This is a genomic window from Rhodococcus sp. DK176, assembly GCF_038447315.2.
Taxonomy (GTDB): domain Bacteria; phylum Actinomycetota; class Actinomycetes; order Mycobacteriales; family Mycobacteriaceae; genus Rhodococcus_F; species Rhodococcus_F jostii_A.
In genome coordinates this window covers 4,979,947-5,000,966 of the sequence record NZ_CP118321.2, presented here as the reverse complement: position 1 = coordinate 5,000,966, position 21,020 = coordinate 4,979,947, and the positions used below count along the sequence as shown (strand labels likewise).

At 68.4% G+C, this 21,020-nt stretch carries 17 protein-coding genes; 11 read left to right on the top strand and 6 right to left on the bottom strand.

All coding sequences use genetic code 11. The annotated features are described in order from the left end of the window. Nucleotides 1-27 precede the first annotated feature (27 nt). On the bottom strand, nt 28-4,722 hold the full coding sequence (locus PSR88_RS23660) for an NAD-glutamate dehydrogenase (RefSeq protein ID WP_016884030.1): 4,695 nt from the start codon (nt 4,720-4,722) through the stop codon (nt 28-30). A gap of 230 nt (nt 4,723-4,952) precedes the next feature. On the opposite strand from PSR88_RS23660, the gene PSR88_RS23655 reads away from it, so the two are divergent. From PSR88_RS23655 to hutG, 4 genes are read left to right on the top strand one after another with little or no spacing between them, the layout of a single operon-like run. Continuing rightward, complete coding sequence (locus PSR88_RS23655; RefSeq protein WP_009477714.1) at nt 4,953-6,389, top strand: purine-cytosine permease family protein; 1,437 nt, start codon at nt 4,953-4,955, stop codon at nt 6,387-6,389. Nucleotides 6,390-6,448: 59 nt separating this feature from the next. Beyond that, nucleotides 6,449-8,125: a urocanate hydratase gene (gene hutU / locus PSR88_RS23650; protein WP_009477713.1), complete on the top strand. Its 1,677-nt coding sequence runs from the start codon at nt 6,449-6,451 to the stop codon at nt 8,123-8,125. A gap of 47 nt (nt 8,126-8,172) precedes the next feature. Then, complete coding sequence (gene hutI, locus PSR88_RS23645) at nt 8,173-9,396, top strand: imidazolonepropionase (RefSeq protein WP_029539612.1); 1,224 nt, start codon at nt 8,173-8,175, stop codon at nt 9,394-9,396. Beyond that, nucleotides 9,393-10,355 (top strand): formimidoylglutamase, encoded by a 963-nt coding sequence (gene hutG, locus PSR88_RS23640; RefSeq protein ID WP_009477711.1) that lies wholly within the window; start codon nt 9,393-9,395, stop codon nt 10,353-10,355. The genes hutI and hutG overlap by 4 nt, the downstream gene beginning before the upstream one ends. A gap of 20 nt (nt 10,356-10,375) precedes the next feature. Here the strand turns inward: hutG and PSR88_RS23635 are convergent, their stop codons facing one another. Next, nucleotides 10,376-11,209, bottom strand: a complete 834-nt coding sequence (locus PSR88_RS23635) for an alpha/beta fold hydrolase (protein WP_016884033.1) — start codon at nt 11,207-11,209, stop codon at nt 10,376-10,378. A gap of 232 nt (nt 11,210-11,441) precedes the next feature. On the opposite strand from PSR88_RS23635, the gene PSR88_RS23630 reads away from it, so the two are divergent. After that, nucleotides 11,442-11,645 (top strand): cold-shock protein, encoded by a 204-nt coding sequence (locus PSR88_RS23630; RefSeq protein WP_005244612.1) that lies wholly within the window; start codon nt 11,442-11,444, stop codon nt 11,643-11,645. Nucleotides 11,646-11,744: 99 nt separating this feature from the next. Here the strand turns inward: PSR88_RS23630 and PSR88_RS23625 are convergent, their stop codons facing one another. After that, the gene (locus PSR88_RS23625; protein ID WP_029539613.1) at nt 11,745-12,119 is read right to left on the bottom strand and encodes a hypothetical protein; all 375 of its coding nucleotides are present in this window, start codon (nt 12,117-12,119) and stop codon (nt 11,745-11,747) included. Nucleotides 12,120-12,302: 183 nt separating this feature from the next. On the opposite strand from PSR88_RS23625, the gene PSR88_RS23620 reads away from it, so the two are divergent. The 3 genes from PSR88_RS23620 to PSR88_RS23610 are packed head-to-tail and all read left to right on the top strand — an operon-like array spanning nt 12,303 to nt 15,314. Then, nucleotides 12,303-13,454, top strand: coding sequence for an acyl-CoA dehydrogenase family protein (locus tag PSR88_RS23620; protein ID WP_016884037.1), 1,152 nt, complete (start codon nt 12,303-12,305; stop codon nt 13,452-13,454). A gap of 11 nt (nt 13,455-13,465) precedes the next feature. Next, complete coding sequence (locus PSR88_RS23615; protein WP_016884038.1) at nt 13,466-14,614, top strand: CaiB/BaiF CoA transferase family protein; 1,149 nt, start codon at nt 13,466-13,468, stop codon at nt 14,612-14,614. Nucleotides 14,615-14,651: 37 nt separating this feature from the next. Beyond that, a complete protein-coding gene (locus tag PSR88_RS23610; RefSeq protein WP_009477706.1) occupies nt 14,652-15,314 on the top strand; it encodes an IclR family transcriptional regulator in 663 nt (220 codons plus the stop codon). A gap of 7 nt (nt 15,315-15,321) precedes the next feature. Here the strand turns inward: PSR88_RS23610 and PSR88_RS23605 are convergent, their stop codons facing one another. Then, on the bottom strand, nt 15,322-16,212 hold the full coding sequence (locus tag PSR88_RS23605) for a LysR family transcriptional regulator (protein WP_009477705.1): 891 nt from the start codon (nt 16,210-16,212) through the stop codon (nt 15,322-15,324). A 205-nt stretch (nt 16,213-16,417) separates the two neighbouring features. On the opposite strand from PSR88_RS23605, the gene PSR88_RS23600 reads away from it, so the two are divergent. Genes PSR88_RS23600 through PSR88_RS23590 form a run of 3 tightly spaced genes read left to right on the top strand, consistent with a single transcriptional unit; the run spans nt 16,418 to nt 19,527 of the window. Next, nucleotides 16,418-17,893 carry a sodium:solute symporter gene (locus PSR88_RS23600; protein ID WP_011596990.1) on the top strand — a complete coding sequence of 492 codons (1,476 nt, stop codon included), beginning with the start codon at nt 16,418-16,420 and terminating at the stop codon, nt 17,891-17,893. Between the two features lie 42 nt (nt 17,894-17,935). Next, the gene (locus PSR88_RS23595) at nt 17,936-18,571 is read left to right on the top strand and encodes a TetR/AcrR family transcriptional regulator (protein ID WP_016884039.1); all 636 of its coding nucleotides are present in this window, start codon (nt 17,936-17,938) and stop codon (nt 18,569-18,571) included. Next, nucleotides 18,568-19,527 carry a C-terminal binding protein gene (locus PSR88_RS23590; protein WP_011596988.1) on the top strand — a complete coding sequence of 320 codons (960 nt, stop codon included), beginning with the start codon at nt 18,568-18,570 and terminating at the stop codon, nt 19,525-19,527. The genes PSR88_RS23595 and PSR88_RS23590 overlap by 4 nt, the downstream gene beginning before the upstream one ends. 24 nt (nt 19,528-19,551) lie before the next feature. On the opposite strand, the gene PSR88_RS23585 is transcribed toward PSR88_RS23590, so the two are convergent. Together PSR88_RS23585 and PSR88_RS23580 are read right to left on the bottom strand one after the other, a co-directional pair. Beyond that, nucleotides 19,552-20,334, bottom strand: a complete 783-nt coding sequence (locus PSR88_RS23585; RefSeq protein WP_011596987.1) for a class II aldolase/adducin family protein — start codon at nt 20,332-20,334, stop codon at nt 19,552-19,554. Between the two features lie 75 nt (nt 20,335-20,409). After that, nucleotides 20,410-20,994 carry a TetR/AcrR family transcriptional regulator gene (locus PSR88_RS23580; RefSeq protein ID WP_016884040.1) on the bottom strand — a complete coding sequence of 195 codons (585 nt, stop codon included), beginning with the start codon at nt 20,992-20,994 and terminating at the stop codon, nt 20,410-20,412. Nucleotides 20,995-21,020: the final 26 nt, after the last annotated feature.

Genomic DNA, 21,020 nt, shown 5'->3' with positions numbered 1-21,020 from the left:
AGCCCTCATCGCGCGGTGCGCCTCGTGTCACCTCACCATGCTGCGCAGTTGCCTGGTCGCGACGGAGAGGGCGGCGAGGTCGTGCTCCCCCGATTCCGTGACGGCGTCGAGCGTGTGCCGGGCGCGCGCCAGCCGGGCGGCATTGCGGTCCTCCCACTCCCCGATCTTCTGTTCCGCGGTGTCGACCACTTCGCTGCCCGAGATCACGTCGAGGCACAGGGCCCGGACCGTGTCGTACAACTCGTCGCGCAACGACAACCGGGCCAGCGCGTTCCACCGGGTTCCCCGTCCCAGCTGCGAGACCCCCACCAGGAGGTGCACCAACCCGAGGCACTCCCCGAGCCGGTAGTACACCTCGGCCACTTCGCGGGGATCGCGTTGGGTGATGTCGGCGATCTCGACGATGTCCAGCAGCGCGAACCGGTCCAGGAGCAGTTGCACACGTCCGGCCAGGTCGGCGGGGACACCGCGGGCCACCAGCGCGGCCGTTCGACTCCGGAGATTCTCCGCGTCCTCACCGCAGAGCCAGCCCGCGACGTGCGGTGTCAGGTCCGCGACGCGGTCACGGAATCGGGCGATCTCCGCCCCGACCGCGAGCGGCTGGGGCCTGCGGGTCAGCATCCAGCGCGACGCCCGGTCGAGCAGCCGCCGGGTGAACAGCGTGAGGTCGTCCGAGAGCGCGGCGTCGAGGTCGGCGTCGCGGATGTCGCGCCGGAGCGACGGCAGGTCGAACACGGCCGACACCACCGCGAAGGCCCGCACGGCGTCGGCGCTGCTCGCCCCGGCCTCCTCGCCCAACCGGAAGGCGTAGGTGATGCCGCCGTTGTCGACGACGTCGTTGGTGAGGACCGTCGCGACGATCTCCCTGCGCAGCGGATGGTCGCCGATGGCGTCGCCGAAGGACTCCCGGAGCCTGCGCGGGAAATACCCGGCGAGGGCGTCCGAGAATGCCGGACTGTCGGGGAGGTCGCCGGCCAGCAGGTCCGACTTCAGCGCCAGCTTGACGTGCGCCATGAGGGTCGCGAGTTCGGGCGAGGTGAGACCCGTCTCCGCGCGCTCCCGGGCGGCGATCTCCTTCCTGGACGGCAGCACCTCGATGGCGCGGTCCAGACCGTAGCGCCCTTCCAGATGGCCGATGAGCCGTCCGTGCACCGTGAGGGACGCGGCGGCGTCGGCCCGGCTCGTGCCCAGCACGTCGTTCTGGGCGACGTTGTCGGAGAGTACGAGTCGCGACACCTCCCCGGACATCTCGGCGAGCAGACCGGCGCGGTCGTCGGCGGGGAGACGGCCGCCGCTGACCAGGGCGTCGAGCAGGACCTTGATGTTGACCTCGTGGTCGGAGCAGTCCACGCCCGCCGAGTTGTCGAGAGCGTCCGTGTTGATTCGCCCTCCGGAGCGGGAGAATTCGATGCGTCCCAACTGGGTGAAGCCGAGGTTGCCGCCCTCACCGACCACCCGGGCCCGCACGTCGGCGCCGTCGACGCGGACGCCGTCGTTGCTCTTGTCCCCCACGTCGAGGTGGGTTTCGGTGCCCGCCTTCACGTATGTCCCGATGCCGCCGTTCCACAGCAGATCCACCGGTGCCCGCAGGATCGCGCGGACGAGGTCGGGTGGGGACAGTTCGGTGGTCCCGGGGTTCAGTCCGAGAGCGCGCCGCGCCTCCTCGCTGATCGGAACACTCTTCCTCGATCGTTCCCACACTCCGCCGCCGGCGCTGATCAGACCGGGCGCATAGTCCGCCCACGACGACCTCGGCAGCGCGAAGAGCCGTTCCCGCTCCGCGAAGGATGTGGCCGCGTCGGGGTTCGGGTCGAGGAACACGTGCCGGTGGTCGAACGCGGCGACGAGCCGGATGTGCGGGCTCGCAAGCATTCCGTTGCCGAAAACGTCGCCGCTCATGTCGCCGATCCCGACGGCCGTGAACTCCTGCGACTGGGTGTCGATCCCCATTTCCCGGAAGTGCCGCTTCACGCTCTCCCACGCGCCGCGGGCGGTGATGCCGAGCGCCTTGTGGTCGTACCCGACGGATCCGCCCGACGCGAACGCGTCACCCAGCCAGAACCCGTACCGTGCCGCAACGTCGTTGGCGATGTCGGAGAACGTCGCGGTGCCCTTGTCCGCGGCGACGACGAGGTACGTGTCGTCGCCGTCGTGCCGCACCACCCGCGGCGCCGGGATCACGGCACCGGTCGCGAGGTCCACGTTGTCGGTGACGTCCAGCAGTCCGCTGATGAAGCTGCGGTAGCAGCGAACACCCTCGGCGCGCTGGGCGTCCCGATCGCGCAGCGGGTCGCCGGTGGGAGCGGGCGGGCGCGCGACGACGAACCCGCCCTTCGCGCCGACGGGCACGATCACCGAGTTCTTGACCGCCTGCGCCTTCACCAGGCCGAGCACCTCGGTGCGGAAGTCCTCCTTGCGGTCGGACCACCGCAGCCCTCCCCGCGCCACCGCGCCGAACCGCATGTGCACGCCCTCGACCCACGGCGAGTAGACGTAGATCTCGAAGCGGGGCCGCGGTTGCGGCAGTTCCGGGATCCGCTGCGGATCGAACTTGAACGACAGGACCTGCCGTTCCCGGCCCGGTCGGGCGTAGCGGTTGGTGCGCAGCGTCGCCAGCACCACGTTCAGGTAGGCGCGCAGGATGCGGTCGGCGTCCAGGCCGAGGACGTCGCCGATCGCCGTTTCCAGCGACGCGATCAGTTCGCCGCACTCCTCAGCGCCGTCCGGATCCGTGCCGTCCGGATCGAACCTCGCGGCGAACAGCCGGATCAGTGCCTGGGAGATCTCCGGATGATCACCGAGGACCGTGGCGATGTGGTTCTGGCTGTACGGGAATCCACCCTGCCGCAGGTAACGCGCGTATGCCCGCAGCACCTCCACCTCACGCCAGTCCAGGCCCGCGCGGAGCACGAGTTCGTTGAAGCTGTCCGTCTCGGCGCGGGACGCCCAGGCCGCGGCGAACGTCTCCGTGAAACGACGCGGCAGCGCGTCGTCCACCGGCCCCGGCGACGCGTAGCGGATCCCGAACTCGTACATCCAGCACACCGTTCCGCGACTGTTCGCGACCGTGTACGGGCGCTCGTCGAGGACCGCGACACCCATGCTCTGCAGGATCGGGAGTACATCGCTGAGCGAGGCGGGTGCACCGCCGACGAAGAAGGTGAAGCGCCACTCCGCCGCGTTCGCGTCGAGCCGCGTGTCGATCGCGCCGTCCGTCAGTCTCTCGAACACCATCAGATCGGCATGGGCTCGCCGGGCGTCGAAATCGTGCTTGTACACCTCCGGGAAATGCTCCGAATAGTGTGTGAGGAGATCACGTTCGGCGGTGTCGAGTTCGTCGCGGAACCGGTCGTCCCAGGTCCGGCAGGCCCGGGAGATTCGATGCTGAATCTCCAGTCGCCGGGTGTCCGTCACCTCGGTGTCCGCCGGGACCCGCATCGTGAAGTGCACCATCGCGAGCGGGTACTCCGACACGTTCGTGGTGTATTCGACTGCGGTGCCGTCCAGTTCGTCCAGCAGGACGCGCTGGGCCGCCAGGCGCGTCCGGGTGTTGTACCGATCGCGGGGAATGAACACCAGCGCCGACATGCTCTCGCCCGGGACGTCCGTGCGCAGGAAGAGGTGGATGTGCTCGCGCGCGGTGATGCCGGCGACCTCGGTGAGGGCCGAGTGCAGCGAGTCCGGGCTCGCCGCGAACAACTCGGTCAGCGGCAGCGCCTGCACGACCTGCAGCACGGCCTGCCCGGAGAAGGAGTCGATGTCGAAACCGGCCCGGTCGAGCAGGGCCCGCACCCTGCGTCCCGCGCCCGGGATGTCCAGGACGTTCTCGTGCCTTCCCGCGGGGGTGAACGCGCCGACGAAGCGGTGCTCCACTCCTCCGGCCCGAACTCCGACCACCGACGGGTACGACGACCGGTGCACGGACACCGGAAGCGCCGCCTGCCCGATCGCGAGGACGGGGCGGGGTTCCGGGGCCGGCGCCCGATCGCCCTCCCGGTCGTGGAGCACGCCGAGACTCTCCTCGGGTGCGCCGTCGGCGCCGTACCGCGCGTACCCGAGGACGGTGAAGTTGCCCGCCTCGCACCAGCGCAGGAAGTCGGCGGCCTCGCGGAGTTCTTCGGACAGCGAATCCTGCCCGGTCTGCGAGTCGAGTCGGTCGGAGACCTGGATCTGCAGTTCGCGCATGCGCGCCAGATCGCGGTCCACCCGGCGTACGTCGGCGAGGACGGTGTTCAACGCCTCGACCAGTGCGGCGACGACCGAGTCCGGCGTGTCGGAGCGCAGACCCGCGTGAATCCACGACTCCGCCGTCCCGGAGTCGGAGATCGGGAGAAGGTCGGTGAGGGTGCCCGACTCCGAGCGGCGGGCGACGAGGACCGGATGCAGCGCCTCCTCGATCGGGGCGCCGACCCTGGCCGCGGTCAGCAGTACCGATTCGACGAGCAGGGCCATGTCGTCGGTGACGATCTGCACCGCGGGCCCGATCCCGCTGGGGTCTGCGGCGTCGATTCCGCGCACCACCGCGGTCCCGGGGTTCCGGTTCCACCCGGTCTCGAGGTGCGTGTTCGCGATGCGATCACGCGCCTGCGGATCTGCGCCGTCGGCGGAGGGATGGCCGGCGGTGCGGAGGTAGAGGTCGCGGAAACGCTCGGGCGCTTCCGGAGCGGAAAACTGCTGTTCATCGCGCTCGCGCGAATGTGAGGACGTCGAAATTACTCTCATGTCAGTACCTTCCGTCGGAAGCATCGACACTCCCGACTGGTGCAGTGGCGGGCCGGCACGCCTCTCGGCTGGGTCCTTGGAGAACGCTTGACAGGGGGTTGTCTATACAGGACTATACATCTAAGGCGATAAAAAACGTGAGTCAGAGCACACTGGATTCAGGACATGGGACAGAGCACCCGGGACCGACCCAGCAGCGCCGGACTCGTCACAGAGAGACAAACAGGCCTATGACACACGAGGGACCTCCCGAGATCAGCCTCGCGCCGGAGCGTCGCACCATCGACGTCGTTCCGGACGACGAGCGTCACGGATCTCCGCGCAGCCAGTTCACGCTCTGGTTCGGCGCCAACATGCAGATCACCGCGATCGTCGACGGCGCCCTCGCGGTCGTCTTCGGCGCCGACGCACTGTGGGCCATCGTGGGCCTGCTGATCGGCAATGTCTTCGGCGGTGCCGTCATGGCGCTGCACTCCGCCCAGGGCCCGCGTCTCGGCCTGCCCCAGATGATCTCGAGCCGGGCCCAGTTCGGCGTTCTGGGCGCCGTGCTCCCGCTGGTTCTCGTCGTCCTGATGTACCTCGGTTTCGCCGCCACCGGCAGCGTCCTCGCAGGTCAGGCCGTGAACGAGATCCTCCACATCGACAGCCCGACGGTCGGCATCCTCATCTTCGGCGCGATGACCGCGTTCGTGGCCGTGACCGGATACAAACTCATCCACGTGGTCGGCAAGATCGCGACCGTCGTCGGCATCCTCGGATTCACCTACCTCGCGATCCGCTTGTTCGCCGAGTACGACGTGGCCGCGTTCGTCGGGAACAAGGACTTCGACATCGTCACGTTCCTTCTCGCGATCTCGCTCGGCGCCGGCTGGCAGCTGACGTTCGGACCGTACGTCGCGGACTACTCCCGCTACCTGCCGCGCTCGACGAGCGAGCGGACGACGTTCTGGTCGACGTTCGCGGGCAGCGTGATCGGCTCGCAGTGGTCGATGACGCTGGGCGCACTCGTCGCCGCCGTGGCCGGGGATGCGTTCCTCAGCGACCAGGTCGGCTTCATCGGCGAACTCGCCGGACCCGCCGCGATCGCCCTGATGATCTACCTGGTGATCCTGGTCGGGAAGCTCACCGTCAACTGCCTCAACGCCTATGGCGGATTCATGTCGATCCTCACCACGGTGACCGCTTTCAACGGACAGTCGCGTATCTCGTCCCGGGCCCGCACCCTGTACATCATCGGGTTCGTCGCCATCTCGATGCTGATCGCGATCGGCGCCAGCGCCGACTTCCTCAACAACTTCAAGAACTTCGTCCTCGTGCTGCTGATGGTCTTCACTCCCTGGAGCGCCATCAACCTGATCGACTACTACCTCATCTCCAAGGAGCGCGTGGACATCCCGGCGCTGTACGACCCGGCGGGCCGCTACGGCCGCTGGAACAAGACGGCGATGATCTGTTACACCGTCGGCGTTCTCGCGCAGATCCCGTTCCTCGCCCAGAAGCTCTACACCGGGCCCGTCACGGAAATGCTGGGCGGCGCGGACATCTCGTGGATCGTCGGCATCGTCTTCACCGGCGCCATCTACTACCCGCTCGCGCGGCGCAGCAGCAACCCGCCCCCGTCGATGATCTATCCGGCGAATACCGCGATGGCGGATTCGCGACTGTGAATCACGCTGACACCCAGACTATTCCCTCTTCCTCGTTCGACCATCAAGGAGTACACGACATGACCACCACGACGCCTCCGGTTTCCGGACCCCGCCACGTGTCGGCGCCCCGCGGCACCGAACTGACGACACTCGGCTGGCAGCAAGAAGGCGCCCTGCGCATGCTGATGAACAACCTCGACCCCGAGGTCGCCGAGCATCCCGACTCCCTCGTCGTCTACGGCGGCACCGGCAAGGCCGCGCGCAGCTGGGAGGCGTTCGACGCGATGGTCCGGACGTTGAAGACCCTGAAGTCGGACGAGACGATGCTGGTGCAGTCCGGGAAGCCGGTCGGCGTGTTCCGCACCAGCGAGTGGGCGCCCCGCGTCCTCCTCGCGAACTCGAACCTGGTGGGCGACTGGGCCAACTGGGAGGAGTTCCGCAAGCTCGACGCCCTCGGCCTGATCATGTACGGGCAGATGACGGCCGGGTCGTGGATCTACATCGGCACGCAGGGCATCCTGCAGGGCACGTACGAGACGTTCGGCGCGGTCGCCCGCAAGCGCTTCGGCGGCTCGCTCGCAGGCACCATCACGCTGACGGCCGGACTCGGCGGCATGGGCGGCGCCCAGCCCCTCGCCGTGACGATGAACGACGGCGTCGCGATCTGCGTCGACTGCGACGTCACCCGCATCGACCGCCGGATCGCGCACAAGTACCTCGACACCAAGGCCACCGACATCCACGACGCCCTGCGTCTCGCGATCGAGGCCCGCGACGCGAAGCGCCCGCTGTCGATCGGCCTCGAAGGCAACGCCGCGGAGATCTTCCCCGAACTGCTCGCCATGAACGCCCCCATCGACATCGTCACCGACCAGACGTCGGCACACGACCCGCTGTCGTACCTGCCGCTCGGGATCGATTTCGCCGACATGAAGGCGATGGCCGACAAGGACCCGGTGAAGTTCACCGAGGACTCCCGCGCATCGATGGCACGGCACGTCGCCGCGATGGTCGGCTTCCTCGACAAGGGCGCCGAGGTGTTCGACTACGGCAACTCCATCCGTGACGAGGCCCGCAAGGCCGGCTACTACCGCGCGTTCGACTTCCCCGGATTCGTGCCCGCCTACATCCGTCCGCTGTTCGAGGAGGGCCTCGGCCCGTTCCGCTGGGCCGCGCTGTCGGGTGACCCGAAGGACATCGCCGCCACCGACAAGGCGATCCTCGAACTGTTCCCCGAGAACGAGCACCTGAAGCGCTGGATCACGATGGCGGGCGAGAAGGTGGCGTTCGAGGGTCTGCCGGCCCGGATCTGCTGGCTCGGCTACGGCGAACGGCACAAGGCCGGCCTGAAGTTCAACGAGATGGTGGCCTCCGGCGAGCTGTCCGCGCCCGTCGCCATCGGCCGCGATCACCTCGATTCCGGATCCGTCGCCTCCCCGTACCGCGAGACCGAGTCGATGCTCGACGGCTCCGACGCGATCGCCGACTGGCCGTTGCTCAACGCACTCGTCAACACCGCGTCGGGGGCGTCGTGGGTGTCCATCCACCAGGGCGGCGGCGTCGGCATGGGACGGTCCATCCACGCCGGTCAGGTGTGCATCGCGGACGGCACCGACCTGGCCGCCGAGAAGCTGGAGCGGGTTCTGACCAACGATCCCGGCATGGGCGTCATCCGGCACGTCGACGCCGGATACGACCACGCGATCGACGTCGCCAAGGAGCGTGGCGTGCGCGTGCCGATGTCCGAAGGATGATCGCAGGCCCGAGCGACCGTATTTTCGAACCACTGGAAGGAACAGCAGTGACAGCGAACACCTCCCGCTCCACAGTGCTGACCGGCATCGGCACCCTGGTGACCAACGACCCGACAGTGGGGGAAGGTCCGCTCGGGCTGATCCGCGACGCCGCCGTCGTCTTCGACGGCGGCGTGGTGGCCTGGGTCGGCAGCGCCGACTCGGCGCCGGCCGGGGACGTCGGGCACGATCTCGACGGCCGGGCGGTGCTGCCGGGCTTCGTGGAGAGCCACTCGCATCTCGTGTTCGGCGGGGAACGGGCGGAGGAATTCGCGGCGCGGATGGCGGGACAGCCGTACGCGGCGGGTGGCATCCGCAACACGATCGAGGCGACACGGAACGCGACCGACGAACAACTGCAGGCGAACACGCGGCGACTGCTGGACGAGTCCCTGCGGTCGGGCAGCACCACCGTGGAGTGCAAGACCGGGTACGGGCAGACGGTCGCGCACGAACTGCGCAGCACGAGGATCGCAGCGTCCCTCACCGACGAGGTGACGCTGCTCGCCGCTCACGTTCCGCCGCCGGAATACGCGGGGCGGGCCGATGACTACGTCGCCATGGTGTGCTCTGAGATGATCGACGCCTGTGCACCGCAGGCGAAATGGATCGACGTGTTCTGCGAGACCGGCGCGTTCGACCGCGATCAGGCACACGCCGTTCTCACCGCCGGGATGGCGAAGGGCCTGATCCCCCGCGTCCACGGCAATCAGCTCCGCGAGGGCCCCGGGGTCCAGCTCGCCGTCGAACTGGGGGCCGCGTCCGTCGACCACGTCTGCTACACCACGCGGGCCGACATCGATGCGCTGGCGCAGAGTTCGACGGTGGCCACTCTCCTGCCCGGCGCGGATTTCTCGACCCGCAACAAGTACCCGGACGCCCGGGCCCTGCTCGACGCGGGTGTCACGGTGGCGCTCGGTGCGGATTGCAACCCCGGCACCAGCTACACCACCAGCCTGCCGTTCTGCATCGCGATCGCGGTGCGGGACATGCACATGACCCCGGACGAAGCCATCTGGGCGGCCACGGCGGGCGGTGCCCGCGCGCTGCAACGTGCCGACGTCGGGGTCCTGCGTCCCGGCGCGCGGGCCGATGTCCTCGCGCTGGACGCGCCGTCGTACCTACACTTGGCCTACCGGCCCGGCGTCCCCCTGGTCAGCGATGTGTGGCGGGGCGGCGAACTCGCCTGGTCCGCGCACACCGGTCACGAGAAAGCGAGGGCCCTGCGATGATGGAGAACCTGCTGATTCCCCCGCCCCCCTGGGTCGGCAGGGTGGACGGCACGTCGAGTCACCACCTCCGCTGGCACCAGGCCGTGACGCCTCTTCACGACGGCGCCGAGCCCGGCGCCTGCGTGCTGATCGGTTTCTCGAGCGACGAGGGCGTGGAGCGGAACAAGGGACGCCGCGGGGCGGCGCGCGGCCCGGACGCGCTGCGGGGCGCGCTGTCGTCGATGGCGCTCGCCGAGCCGCTCCGCGTGTACGACGCCGGCACCGTCGCGGTCACCGACAATCGTCTCGAGGCCGGGCAGATGGCGCTCGGCTCCGTGGTCGCCGCGACGCTCGACGCCGGCCAGTTCCCGGTGGTCCTCGGCGGCGGCCACGAGGTGGCCTACGGGACGTATCTCGGTCTGGCACAGGCCGCCGTCCGCACACCCAAGCGGCGGATCGGGATCCTGAACCTGGACGCCCACTTCGACCTGCGGTCCGATCCGGTCCCGAGTTCGGGCACACCGTTCCGGCAGATCCTCGAACAGGAGCATGCGTCGGGCACCGCCCTGCAGTACTCCGTGCTCGGCATCAGCCAGCCGAGCAACACCACCGCACTGTTCGACACCGCACGCGGATACGACGTCCGCTACCTCCTGGACGACGACTGCTCGGTCTCCGACCGGCACCGGGTGGCCGTCTTCGTCAGCGAGTTCCTGTCGGACGTCGATCTCGTCTACCTCACCATCGACCTCGACGTCCTTCCCGCCGCGGTCGCGCCGGGAGTGAGCGCTCCCGCCGCGTACGGCGTTCCGGCGGAGACGATCCAATTCGTGTGCGACGCCGTCGCCGCCAGCGGAAAACTCGCGGTGTGCGATGTGGCCGAGCTCAATCCGTCGTTCGACATCGACAACCGCACGGCCCGCACCGCCGCCCGGTTGATCCATCGGATCGTCACGAAACGCATCCCGATCGCGGTGTGAGGTCACCCGGGAGCGTCCGCTCAGACCTCCCGCAGCACTGCGCGCAGACGGGTGACGAACGCGGCGGGGTCGTGGGCGAAGCCGATGTGGTCGCCGGGGAACATGGTGGGCTCGACGCCCAGTCCGGCGGCGAGCGCCCGCGACGTACGGTCGCAGAGTTGGCCACCCGACTCCTCGCCGATCCCGACCACGACGCGGGTGGGCGCCGAGCTCAGGGCGGTGACGTCCGGGCACCAGCGGGTGGTGGGGCGCAGCATGTGCGCGTGCTGGAAGTAGTCGTCCGCCTCCGTCTGCGCATCCCGTTCGCCCGCGAACATCTGCTGGAACGCTTCCTCGGGCAGGTGGATGTTCGCCAGGGCCAGGAACTTCCTCCACGCCCCCACGACATCCCCGGTCAGGTGGGTGTCGATGATCTCGTCGGTCTTCACGCGCAGCTGCTCGCGGTCGTCGAGTAACTCGTCCAGCGGCGGCTCGTGGGCGATCACGGTGTGGACCAGCTCGGGGTGCGCCTGCACCAGCGCGAGCGCACTGACGGCGCCGCCGCTGGAGCCGAACACCACGGCAGGGCCCGCGTCGAGGTGCATCAGGAGCCGGGCGAGGTCGTCCGCGCGCATCTCCGGGGTCGAATCGCGATCCCGGTCGTCGACCGGGCTGCGGTGGATGCCCCGCGGGTCCGTCGTGAGCACGGTGTAGTCGGACGAGAGCAGATCCGCCGCGGGCGCGAAGGAGTCGGCGTCCATCGGGGCGCCGACGAGCACCACGACGGGACCCGTGCCCCGCACTTCGTAGTACAGCCCGGCACCGGGGACGTCGAGGATCCGGGCGTCGGCGGTGGCGGTCGATGTGGAATTCATCGGTTCTCCTCGTTCGGGATGGTGATTCTCGGTCGCAGGTAGGACCGCCCCCGAGGGGCAGAATCATCGGTCGAGGGGGAAAATTTCTTCCGCAGACCTGGTACAGCGCCCCGGATTCGCAGGAATCGTGGGCGTACCACTGGAAGCACGCGCGCCTTGATGACAGGATGATATCCACGCGAACGGGATCTCGATGTGAGGTCCCGGGCGGCAACTGCAGGGAGTGAACGGTATGGCGCAGGGTGTTGTGAAGTGGTTCAACAGCGAGAAGGGCTTCGGATTCATAGCGCCGGACGACGGCAGCGCGGACGTGTTCGTTCACTACTCCGAGATCTCGGGCAGCGGCTACAAGTCGCTGGAGGAGAACCAGCGGGTGGAATTCGAGGTCGGACAGGGCCAGAAGGGCCCGCAGGCCCAGAATGTCCGGGCCGTCTGACCGACGCCCCGATGACACTGCGACGAGGTCGCAGATGACACTGTGACGAGGTCGCACCCGAGCGGTGCGGCCTCGTTGTGGTGACAGGCCCCGGGACAGCTATCTCGCGAGGCCGAAGCTTCCCACCTGGTTGCCGCCCACGTACACGGCCCCGGTGTAGGTCCCGTCTGCGTTGGGGGACATCCTGTCGGTCAGGAACCCCAGACCCGATGGGCCGTAGTCGATGACGGTGTTTCCGTTCCCGTCCTGCGAGGTCGTGCCCGCGAGACCGGTCAGACCGAACGCGAAGTTGTTGACGACCGTGCCGCCCTGGAACGTCTTGCCTTTCCAGATCAACTCACCCGCCGGCGCGGTGGTCGTTCCCTGATACGTGCCGGACGGCACGGCGGGTTCCGCCACGCCCGTCCCCGCGCCGGCGAAAACCGCGCCGATCATCGTTCCCGCGGTGACGATCCCTCGTGTGATCGTGCGCATGAAGCCTCCCTCTGCCGTGCCGCACGGAGTGTGCGCTGTGCGTCCGTGGTCGAGTACCCGCTTCCGTGCCGTGGACACCGGCACCCCTGGACAAATTCGCGGGTCTCCTTCATAGTCGATATGCCACCAAGTGGCATTGCCATTTCACTAGGTAGCAATCCCGATCTTCCGACAGGAGTTTCCGTGACCGATCAGCTGCTCGACGCCGCCGAGTTCCGCGGCGCAGTGCGTGCATTCGCCAACCGTGAGATCCACCCCGGCGCGGCGTTCCGTGACGAGACGCGGGAGTTCCCGGCGGAGTTGGTGAAGCGACTGGGCGAACAGGACCTGATGGGCATCTCGGTGCCCGAGGAGTTCGGCGGACTGGGCCTGTCCACCAAGACACAGCTGATCGCGATCGAAGAGGTGGCCCGCACCGACGCCGCCCTCGCCTCGATCTACACCGCGCACTACCTGGGGCTCGAGCCGATCCTCGTCGGCGGAACCGAGGAGCAGAAGCGCCGGTGGCTGCCCCGGCTCGCGTCCGGTGAGCTGCTCGCCGGGTTCGCCCTCACCGAACCGGACGCCGGCTCCGACATCGCCTCGATGCGCACGACGGCGCGGCGCGAGGACGACGGGTGGCACCTGTCCGGTTCGAAGACGTACATCTCCAACGCCAAGGAGGCCGACCTGGTCGTCCTCTTCGCCAAGACCGATCCGTCCGCTGGCTTCCGCGGCATCACCGCCTTCGTCCTCCCCCAGGGCACCCCCGGCGTGAGTTACTCGGAGCCCCAGGACAAGCTGGGCATCCGGTCCGCCCCCACATACACCGTCTTCCTCGACGACGTGGTGCTTCCCCCCGACGCCGTGGTGGGAACCGAGGGCCGCGGCGGCAACATCGCGCTCACCGCCCTCAACCGCGCCCGCATCGACGTGGCCGCGATGGCCAACGGAATCGCCCTGCGCGCTTGGGAACTGGGACGCTCCTACGCGGCCGAGCGCAAGCAGTTCGGACACCCCATCGCCGAATTCCAGGCGATTCAGCTGCTGCTGGGCGCGTGCGACGCGCAGCTCGTCGCCTCCCGCGTCACCGCGGACTGGGCGGCGGACGTGAAGGATGCCGGGGCCGACCTGCGCCGCGCCGCGTCCGTGTCGAAGTACGTGGCCACGGAGGCCTGCTTCTCGATCGTCGACCAGACCGTGCAGATTCACGGCGGCGCCGGTTTCATGCGCGAATCCGAGATCGAACGCCTCTACCGCGACTGCCGGATCCTCCGGATCTTCGAGGGCACCTCGCAGATCCAGCTGCTCACCATCGCCTCCAACGCGCCGTCCCCGCGCTCGACCGAATTCTGAGAGGGCCTGTCATGCCTCCCCTGCCTCCCCTGGACGGCGTCCGCGTCGTCGATCTCTCCCGCGTCCTCGCCGGACCGTATTGCACGGCGCTGCTCGCAGACGCCGGCGCCGACGTCGTCAAGATCGAGCCCGCTGCCGGCGAGGACTCGCGGCACCTGGGCCCGTTCCGCGACGGCGAGAGCATCTATTTCAACGTGCTGAACCGCGGAAAACGCTCGCTGGCACTGAATCTCAAGGACGACTCGGACCGGAAGGTGCTGTTCGACCTGCTCGACACGGCGGATGTTCTCGTCGAGAATTTCCGGCCCGGCGTGACCGCCCGCCTCGGCATCGACTACGACACCGTCCACACCCGCAACCCCCGGCTCGTCTACGCGTCCATTTCCGGTTTCGGGCAGGACGGGCCGCTCGCGGGTTCGGCCGCCTACGACCTCGTCGTGCAGGCGATGTCGGGGATCATGAGCATCACCGGTTCCCCCGAATCCGGGCCGACCCGGCTCGGCGAATCGTTCGGCGACCTCGTCGCGGGACTGTTCGCGGCGTGGGGCATCAGCTCCGCCCTGGTCGGCACGCGGGAATCGGGTGTGGGGCAACACCTCGACGTCGCCATGTTCGACAGCATGCTGGCCATGCTCCCCACCGCGCACAGCCAGTTGCAGGCGTCGGGGGTCGCACCGGTGGGAGTGGGCAATCGCCATCCCGTCTCCACCCCGTTCGACACGTACCGGGCGTCGGACGGCCTGTTCGTCCTGGCCGTCGCCAGCCAGTCCGGATTCGAGAAGCTCGCCCGCACCATGGATCGCGCAGACCTTCTCGGCGACAACCGTTTCGCCGACGACACGTCCCGCACCGATCACGAACCGGCCCTGCGCGCGGAGATCGAGATCTGGGCGAAGGACAAGACGGTTGCCGAGGTGGTCGCGGTCCTCGGCGCGGCCGGACTGGCGAGCTCCGAGATCTGGAACGTGGAACAGGCGTTGTCGTCCGAGCAGAGCAGGCACCGGGGACTCGTGGAGTCGTTCGATCATCCGGTCGCGGGAACGATCGACTACGTCCGGCAGCCGGTCCTGTTCGGCGACAGCGCGCGCCCCGGGGTCCGCCGCAGCCCGCTGCTCGACGAACACCGGCAGCCCCTGCTGTCCGAGATCGCGTCGCGGTAGATTCACGCCGACACCCGCGACCGTCAGGAGAGAACCCATGGCCCCCGGAGATGTGACCCGCAGCGCGAGCCGCACCTTCGAACTGCTCGGCGCGATCACCGAGCAGGGTGGCTTGACGCTCGGCGACGCCGCGAAAGCCGCCGGCCTCGCCACGAGTACCGCGCTGCGCCTGATCCGCAGCATGGAGCAGAGCGAATTCCTGGTCCGCGGCGACGACAACGTCTACCGGGCCGGGCCGCGACTTCTCCAGATCGGCGCCCGGGCGATCAGCGACAACCAGCTGCTGTCCCGGGCCCGGCCCGCGATGGTCGCGATCGCGGAGGGAACCCGCGAATCCACGTACCTGTCGACCCACGGCCCGAAGGGCACAGCCCTGTATCTCGCGCAGATCGAGGGCACCCACGCGATCCGGCACATGGGATGGGTGGGGCAGACGGTGCCGCTCGAGGGCACGGCCGTCGGCGCCGCGCTGCGGGGCGACCTGCAGAGCGAGGGATACGCGATCGCCCACGACACCATCGAGGACCAGTCGACGGGTGTGGCGGCCCCGATCTACGACGCGGTGGGGCGGATCGTGGGCGCGCTCAGCATCATCGGGCCGACGTTCCGCCTCGACGACGCACTCTGCGCCCAGCACGGTCAGGTTCTCGTCGAGCGTTGCCGTGCGCTGTCGGCCGAACTGGGCTCCCCGACCCGGTGAGCGGCGGTCAGCTACCCATGCTGGTCCGGACGAACTCGCGGAACGTGAGGACCATCGGTTCGCGGGCCCGGCCCCGCCGGTAGATCAGCGAAAACGGTGCTTGATAGCCGAACGACGCCGGCAGGATCGGGCGGAGCCGGTTCCGGTCCACCCAGTACTCCGCATAGTGCTCGGGCAGGTATCCGATGTACGCGCCGGACAGCACGAGGATGAGCTGCGCCTCCATGTTCTCCACCGTCGCCGACGGTTGGGGGAACCCCTGGCGGGCGAGTTCCTGCTCGGACCAGTAGCCGCGGGTCACCATCCGCTGTTGCGTGATGACCTCCGGCGGCACCCGCTTCCTGCCGAACAGCGGATGCTTGTCGCTGCAGTACAGCCAGTGCTGCTCCCGGTGCAGCGCCTGGGAGACGAGACCGTTCATCGGTGAGGCGAACGCGCCGACTGCGACGTCGATCCGGTCGTCGAGCACGCCGACCTGCAATTCGTGCGGGGTCTGGATCTTCAGGTCGAGGTAGACGGCGGGGTGGTCCTTGCTGAACACGCCGATCACGTCGGCGAGTGGCAGCGTGGCGTCGGTGACGGTGGAATCGAGAACGCCGATGGTGAGGGTTCCCCGGAGCTCCCCCTGCAGCGCGGCGCCGTAGCGTTCGAAGCCCTCGAGTTCGCCGAGGATGCGCAGGCATTCCTTGTGGTAGAGCTCGCCCTTGCTGGTGAGACCGAATCCGGCCCGGCCGCGGTGACACAGGACGATGCCGAGGTGCCGTTCGAGCTGGCTCATGTAGGTGCTGATCGCGGAGGCGGACAGTCCGAGTTCCTGCTGCGCGGGCGCGAACCCCTGGTGGCGGACGACGGCCGCGAAGATCTGGAGGAGCTTCAGATCGGGCAGCGAGCTGCGCATCGCACTCCTCCGGCGGGGTCGAAAACAGGGTGTGAGCTGGCTCGCACCATTACTTCACGATTTTCTGAAGTGATTATTTGTATCAAGTGATTTATTTCACGTCAATGTTCTCCTACCGTCTAGGGCAACGGTCTGACGAGACCGGCACCGACGGGACCACCGCGCCCGTCATCACCGATCCGCTAGGACACGTGAAGGACGCACCATGGACATCACCATCATCCTGATCTACCTGGGCGCGATGCTCGCGTTCGGCTGGTGGGGCAAACGCCGGGCGAGCAACTCCAGCGAATACCTCGTCGCCGGCCGCCGCCTCGGCGGATTCCTCTACACCAGCACGATGGCGGCGGTCGTCATCGGCGGCGCCTCCACCGTCGGCGGCGTCGGCCTCGGCTACACGTACGGCATCTCCGGAATGTGGCTGGTCGTGTCGATCGCCGCCGGCGTTCTCCTGCTCAGCCTGCTCTTCGCCGCGCGGATCCAGCGCCTGAAGGTCTACACCGTCTCCGGGATGCTGAAACTCCGGTACGGCATCGACGCCACCGGCGCGTCCGGTCTCGTGATGATGGCCTACACCCTCATGCTCACCGTCACCTCCACGATCGCCTACGCCACCATCTTCAACGTGCTGTTCGGCTTCGACCGGACACTGTCGGTGGTCCTCGGCGGCCTCATCGTCGTGGCCTACTCCGCCATGGGCGGCATGTGGTCGATCACGCTCACCGACGTCGTCCAGTTCGTCATCAAGACCATCGGCGTCTTCGTCCTGCTCCTCCCGTTCACGTGGAGCAAGGCGGGCGGGTACGCCGGCATCAAGGAGCGCGTGGGCGAACAGGCACTCGGGCTCGGCACCATCGGCACCGGCACCATCATCACGTTCTTCGTCGTCTATACGCTCGGCATCCTCATCGGACAGGACATCTGGCAGCGGGTGTTCACCGCGAAGTCGCCGGAGGTCGCACGGTGGGGCGGCGTCACCGCCGGCATCTACTGCCTGCTGTACGGCGTCGCGGGCGCACTGATCGGCCTGGCCGCGTCGGCCCTCATGCCCGACATCGGGTCGTCCGACGACGTGTACGCCGACGTCGCCGTCCACGTCCTGCCCGTCGGCCTCAGCGGCATCGTCCTCGCCGCCGCGGTGGCCGCGATGATGTCGACCGCGTCCGGCGCACTGATCGCCACCGCCACCGTCGCCCGGCAGGACGTCCTTCCGCTGGTCGCCCAGATCTTCGGCCGCACCCGCCCCGAGCTGGACACGTCCGATCCGGAAGCCGACGTGCGCGGCAACCGCCTCTACGTGATCGTGATCGGCCTCGTCAGCATCGTGATCGCCGCGCTCATCAACGACATCGTCTCCGCGCTCACGATCGCCTACGACATCCTGGTCGGCGGGCTCCTCGTCCCGATCCTCGGTGGCCTGGTCTGGAAGCGCGCCACCGGAACCGCGGCCATGGCGGCCATGGCGGTGGGTACCGTGGCGACCATCGCGACGATGTTCGTCGTCGGTGACGTCATGGCGAACGAACCGGTGTACGTCGGACTCGTCAGCGCTCTGGTGGTGTTCGTGGCCACCAGCCTGATCACCGAACCCACCCCGGCGAATGTGATGTCCGTGTGGAACGCGCGAGTGTCGGGAAAGGACGAGGAAGACCCGGTTCCGGTCCCGGCACCGATAGCCTGAGTGGCATCAGCGCACGAAAGTGAGTGCGCACGAACGGGAGGAATGATCGTGCCGAAGATCGTCGACCACGACGAGCGGAGACGGGCGCTCGCCGACGCCGTTCTCGCGTTGATCGCCCGGGAGGGGATCTCCGCCGTCACCACGCGAGCGGTGGCGGAGGAGAGCGGGTGGTCGACCGGAGTGTTGAACCACTACTTCGGATCCCGGCACGAACTGCTCCTCGCGGCGCTGCGCCGGGCCGGCGACATCCAGGGCGACCGGTACCGCACGATCCTCGACGAGGAGGGCGCCGGCCCGATCGAGAAGCTGCGGAACATCACCGCCAGCATCCTGCCGCTCGACGAACGCCGACTGGCGATGACCCGCGTGTTCCTGTTCTTCTACGCGGAGGGTGCGGCCGAGGAAACGGCGCGCGGTGAGATCGCGGCCTTCCTCGCCCGCTGGCGGGGCGTCGTGCGCGAGTCGGTCGTCGCCGCACAGCGGGAGGGCACCGTCTCCACCGACCTCGACGCGGCCGCCGTCACCGTCGCGCTGGTGGCACTGACCGACGGTCTTGCATTGCAGGCCATCCTGGATCCCGTTGTCATGAAGGCGATCAGCGCGGAGGACGCGGCCGCGCGCTGCGTGGACGCCGCCGTGCGACGGACCACCGAAGAAGCGGGAGCAGTAGGTAGATGACCGACCGCGTCGTCGTCCTCGACGACTTCATTCCGGCCGAAGCGCTGTCCGATTCGCTTGCCGCCGCGGGTATTTCCGCGGACGTCGTGCACCAGTCCGAGTTCCCGTCCGGCCCGGGCGTCATCGCCCTGCTCGTGGGCCCGGAGAACACCGGCCTGGGGCCCCGTCACCTGGCGGATCTCCCGGACCTGCGACTGCTGTCGGCCACGTCCGCCGGGTACGACCACCTGCCGGTGTCGGCGGCCCACGAACGCGGCCTCTGGGTCACGCGGGCGGTGGACTACTGCACCGAGGAGGTCGCGGATCACGCGCTCACGCTCACCCTCGGACTGCTTCGATCCACCCACGCCCTCGACCGCTCCGTGCATGCCGGCGGGTGGGACGTCACCGCCGCGCCGCCGCGGCGGATCGCGGGAACCGTGCTGGGCCTCTACGGTTTCGGCCGGATCGCCGGCGCTTTTGCTCTGCGCGCCCGGGCCCTCGGGATGACCGTCCTCGTCAGCGGCCGCGGGCTGGGCGACCGCGCCGGGGAACTGGCGGCCGAGGGCATCGAGGTGGTCGGGTTCGAGGAACTGCTGCGCCGCTCCGACGTGCTGAGCCTGCACGTCCCCCTGACTTCCGAGACGCGGGGTCTGATCGGCGAGCGTGCGCTGGCCGCGATGAAGCGCGGCGGATATCTGGTGAACGTCTCCCGCGGCGGGCTCGTCGATCACGACGCGCTCGGCGCCGCGCTGCGCAGTGGACACCTCGCCGGTGCGGCCGTCGATGTTCTTCCGAACGAACCGCCCGCACAGGACGATCCGATCCTGCAGATCCCGAACCTCGTGATCACCCCGCACGCCGCGTGGTACTCACCGCAGGTCGCGCGCACCCTGGCGCAGCAGTCGGCCCGCAATGTCGCGGCGGTCCTGACGGGCGCATCACCGGTGGGCGTCGTCGCCGCACCGGGGATGTGATCGCCCGTCCTTGTAAAGCCGCTGTCAGTCCTTGTAGTCGGGGGCGGTGCGGTCCAGCATCCGCAGAAGCGCCGCCCACGCCATCTCGTAAGCCTGATCGTCGGCGTAGTCGTCCGTGGCCTCGCCGGCGAACTGCCGCGCGGTGTGCTCGGCGATCTCGGGCGACGGAACGCGCAGTTCACCCGACGCCTGGGCGGCGATCTGGATGTCACACGCCTTCTCCAGATAGAACATTCGCAGAAACGCCTCGGCGGCGGATTCACCCACGGTGAGCAGTCCGTGATTGCGCAGGATCATCGCGGGGTGGTCGCGGAGATCCTCGACCAACCGCACGCGTTCGGCCGTGTTGAGGGCGATGCCCTCGTAGTCGTGGTAGCCGACCCGGTTGTAGAACTCCATCGAGATCTGGTTCAGCGGCAGCAGTCCCTGCTCCTGCGCGGCCACCGCACACCCGGCCTTCGTGTGGGTGTGCAGCACGCACTGCGCGTCCGGCCGGGCCTCGTGAATCGCGCCGTGGATCACGAATCCCGCAGGGTTGACGTGATATTCGGACGGTTCGACGAGTTCGCCGTCGAGACCGATCTTCACCAGGCTGGAGGCGGTGATCTCCTCGAAGAGCAGGCCGTACGGGTTGATGAGGAAATGATGTTCGGGCCCGGGAATCCGGACCGAGACGTGCGTGAAGATGAGGTCGGTCATCTTGAAATGCGCGAGCAGGCGGTACACCGCCGCCAGTTCACGACGCAGTTCCGCCTCGGTCTTCGCCGGGCTCGTTCGGCCCTGCGACGTAACGGTGGGTGCACTCATGCGGGATCTCCTTGATCACCGAAGGGATTTCGGCTTAAATATATCAAGCGATTTATTTAAGTGCCAGCCCTCGGATCAGTCGAGCCGCCCACCCAGCATGCCCCGCAGCGAGCGCAGGCAGAGTTCACGTAGCTCGCCCTCGGCGATCGACGGGTGGTCGAGCCAGTCCATGCAGACGGCACGGACGAAGGCGATCCATCCGCGCACCGCGACGCCGACGAGTTCCCGCTCACCGCCGGGGGGATCGAGCGCGTCGACTATGCGGCGCTGCTGGGCGTCGAGTTCCCGCTCGACGATGGCCCGGATGTCGGCGTCGGCCGACAGCGCGCCGTGGTTGATGGCCCGGACTCCGTGCCGGTGGCTCGCGACGTGCTCGAAGTACGCGTCGAGGCCGGCCGCGACCTGTTCCTCGACGGGGAGGGCGGAGTCGGGGGCCGTCACGTCGAGCAGTCGTTCGGATTCGCGTTCGACGATCGCGGCGAAGAAATCCCGCTTCGTCGGGAAGTAGTGGTACATCAATCCGCGCGACACCTCGGCGAGTTCGGCTACCTCCTCGATCCACACGTCCTCGTAGGGGCGGTCCGCGAACAGCCGCGCGCCGATGTCGAGTAACTGCGCGCGCCGCTGTTCCGGGGCGAGTCGTCGGCGGGCGCTGGTCATGCCAGTCACCGTACTGCTTGACACCG

Bases quoted from the DNA above. Each gene is read 5' to 3' on its own strand.
- PSR88_RS23615 (WP_016884038.1), top strand. From the start codon at position 13,466: ATGCCTCCCCTGCCTCCCCTGGACGGCGTCCGCGTCGTCGATCTCTCC.
- hutG (WP_009477711.1), top strand. From the start codon at position 9,393: ATGATGGAGAACCTGCTGATTCCCCCGCCCCCCTGGGTCGGCAGGGTG.
- PSR88_RS23590 (WP_011596988.1), top strand. From the start codon at position 18,568: ATGACCGACCGCGTCGTCGTCCTCGACGACTTCATTCCGGCCGAAGCG.
- PSR88_RS23635 (WP_016884033.1), bottom strand. From the start codon at position 11,209: ATGAATTCCACATCGACCGCCACCGCCGACGCCCGGATCCTCGACGTC.
- hutU (WP_009477713.1), top strand. From the start codon at position 6,449: ATGACCACCACGACGCCTCCGGTTTCCGGACCCCGCCACGTGTCGGCG.
- PSR88_RS23625 (WP_029539613.1), bottom strand. From the start codon at position 12,119: ATGCGCACGATCACACGAGGGATCGTCACCGCGGGAACGATGATCGGC.
- PSR88_RS23585 (WP_011596987.1), bottom strand. From the start codon at position 20,334: ATGAGTGCACCCACCGTTACGTCGCAGGGCCGAACGAGCCCGGCGAAG.
- PSR88_RS23605 (WP_009477705.1), bottom strand. From the start codon at position 16,212: ATGCGCAGCTCGCTGCCCGATCTGAAGCTCCTCCAGATCTTCGCGGCC.
- PSR88_RS23655 (WP_009477714.1), top strand. From the start codon at position 4,953: ATGACACACGAGGGACCTCCCGAGATCAGCCTCGCGCCGGAGCGTCGC.
- PSR88_RS23600 (WP_011596990.1), top strand. From the start codon at position 16,418: ATGGACATCACCATCATCCTGATCTACCTGGGCGCGATGCTCGCGTTC.
- PSR88_RS23580 (WP_016884040.1), bottom strand. From the start codon at position 20,994: ATGACCAGCGCCCGCCGACGACTCGCCCCGGAACAGCGGCGCGCGCAG.
- PSR88_RS23595 (WP_016884039.1), top strand. From the start codon at position 17,936: ATGATCGTGCCGAAGATCGTCGACCACGACGAGCGGAGACGGGCGCTC.
- PSR88_RS23630 (WP_005244612.1), top strand. From the start codon at position 11,442: ATGGCGCAGGGTGTTGTGAAGTGGTTCAACAGCGAGAAGGGCTTCGGA.
- PSR88_RS23660 (WP_016884030.1), bottom strand. From the start codon at position 4,722: ATGAGAGTAATTTCGACGTCCTCACATTCGCGCGAGCGCGATGAACAG.
- PSR88_RS23610 (WP_009477706.1), top strand. From the start codon at position 14,652: ATGGCCCCCGGAGATGTGACCCGCAGCGCGAGCCGCACCTTCGAACTG.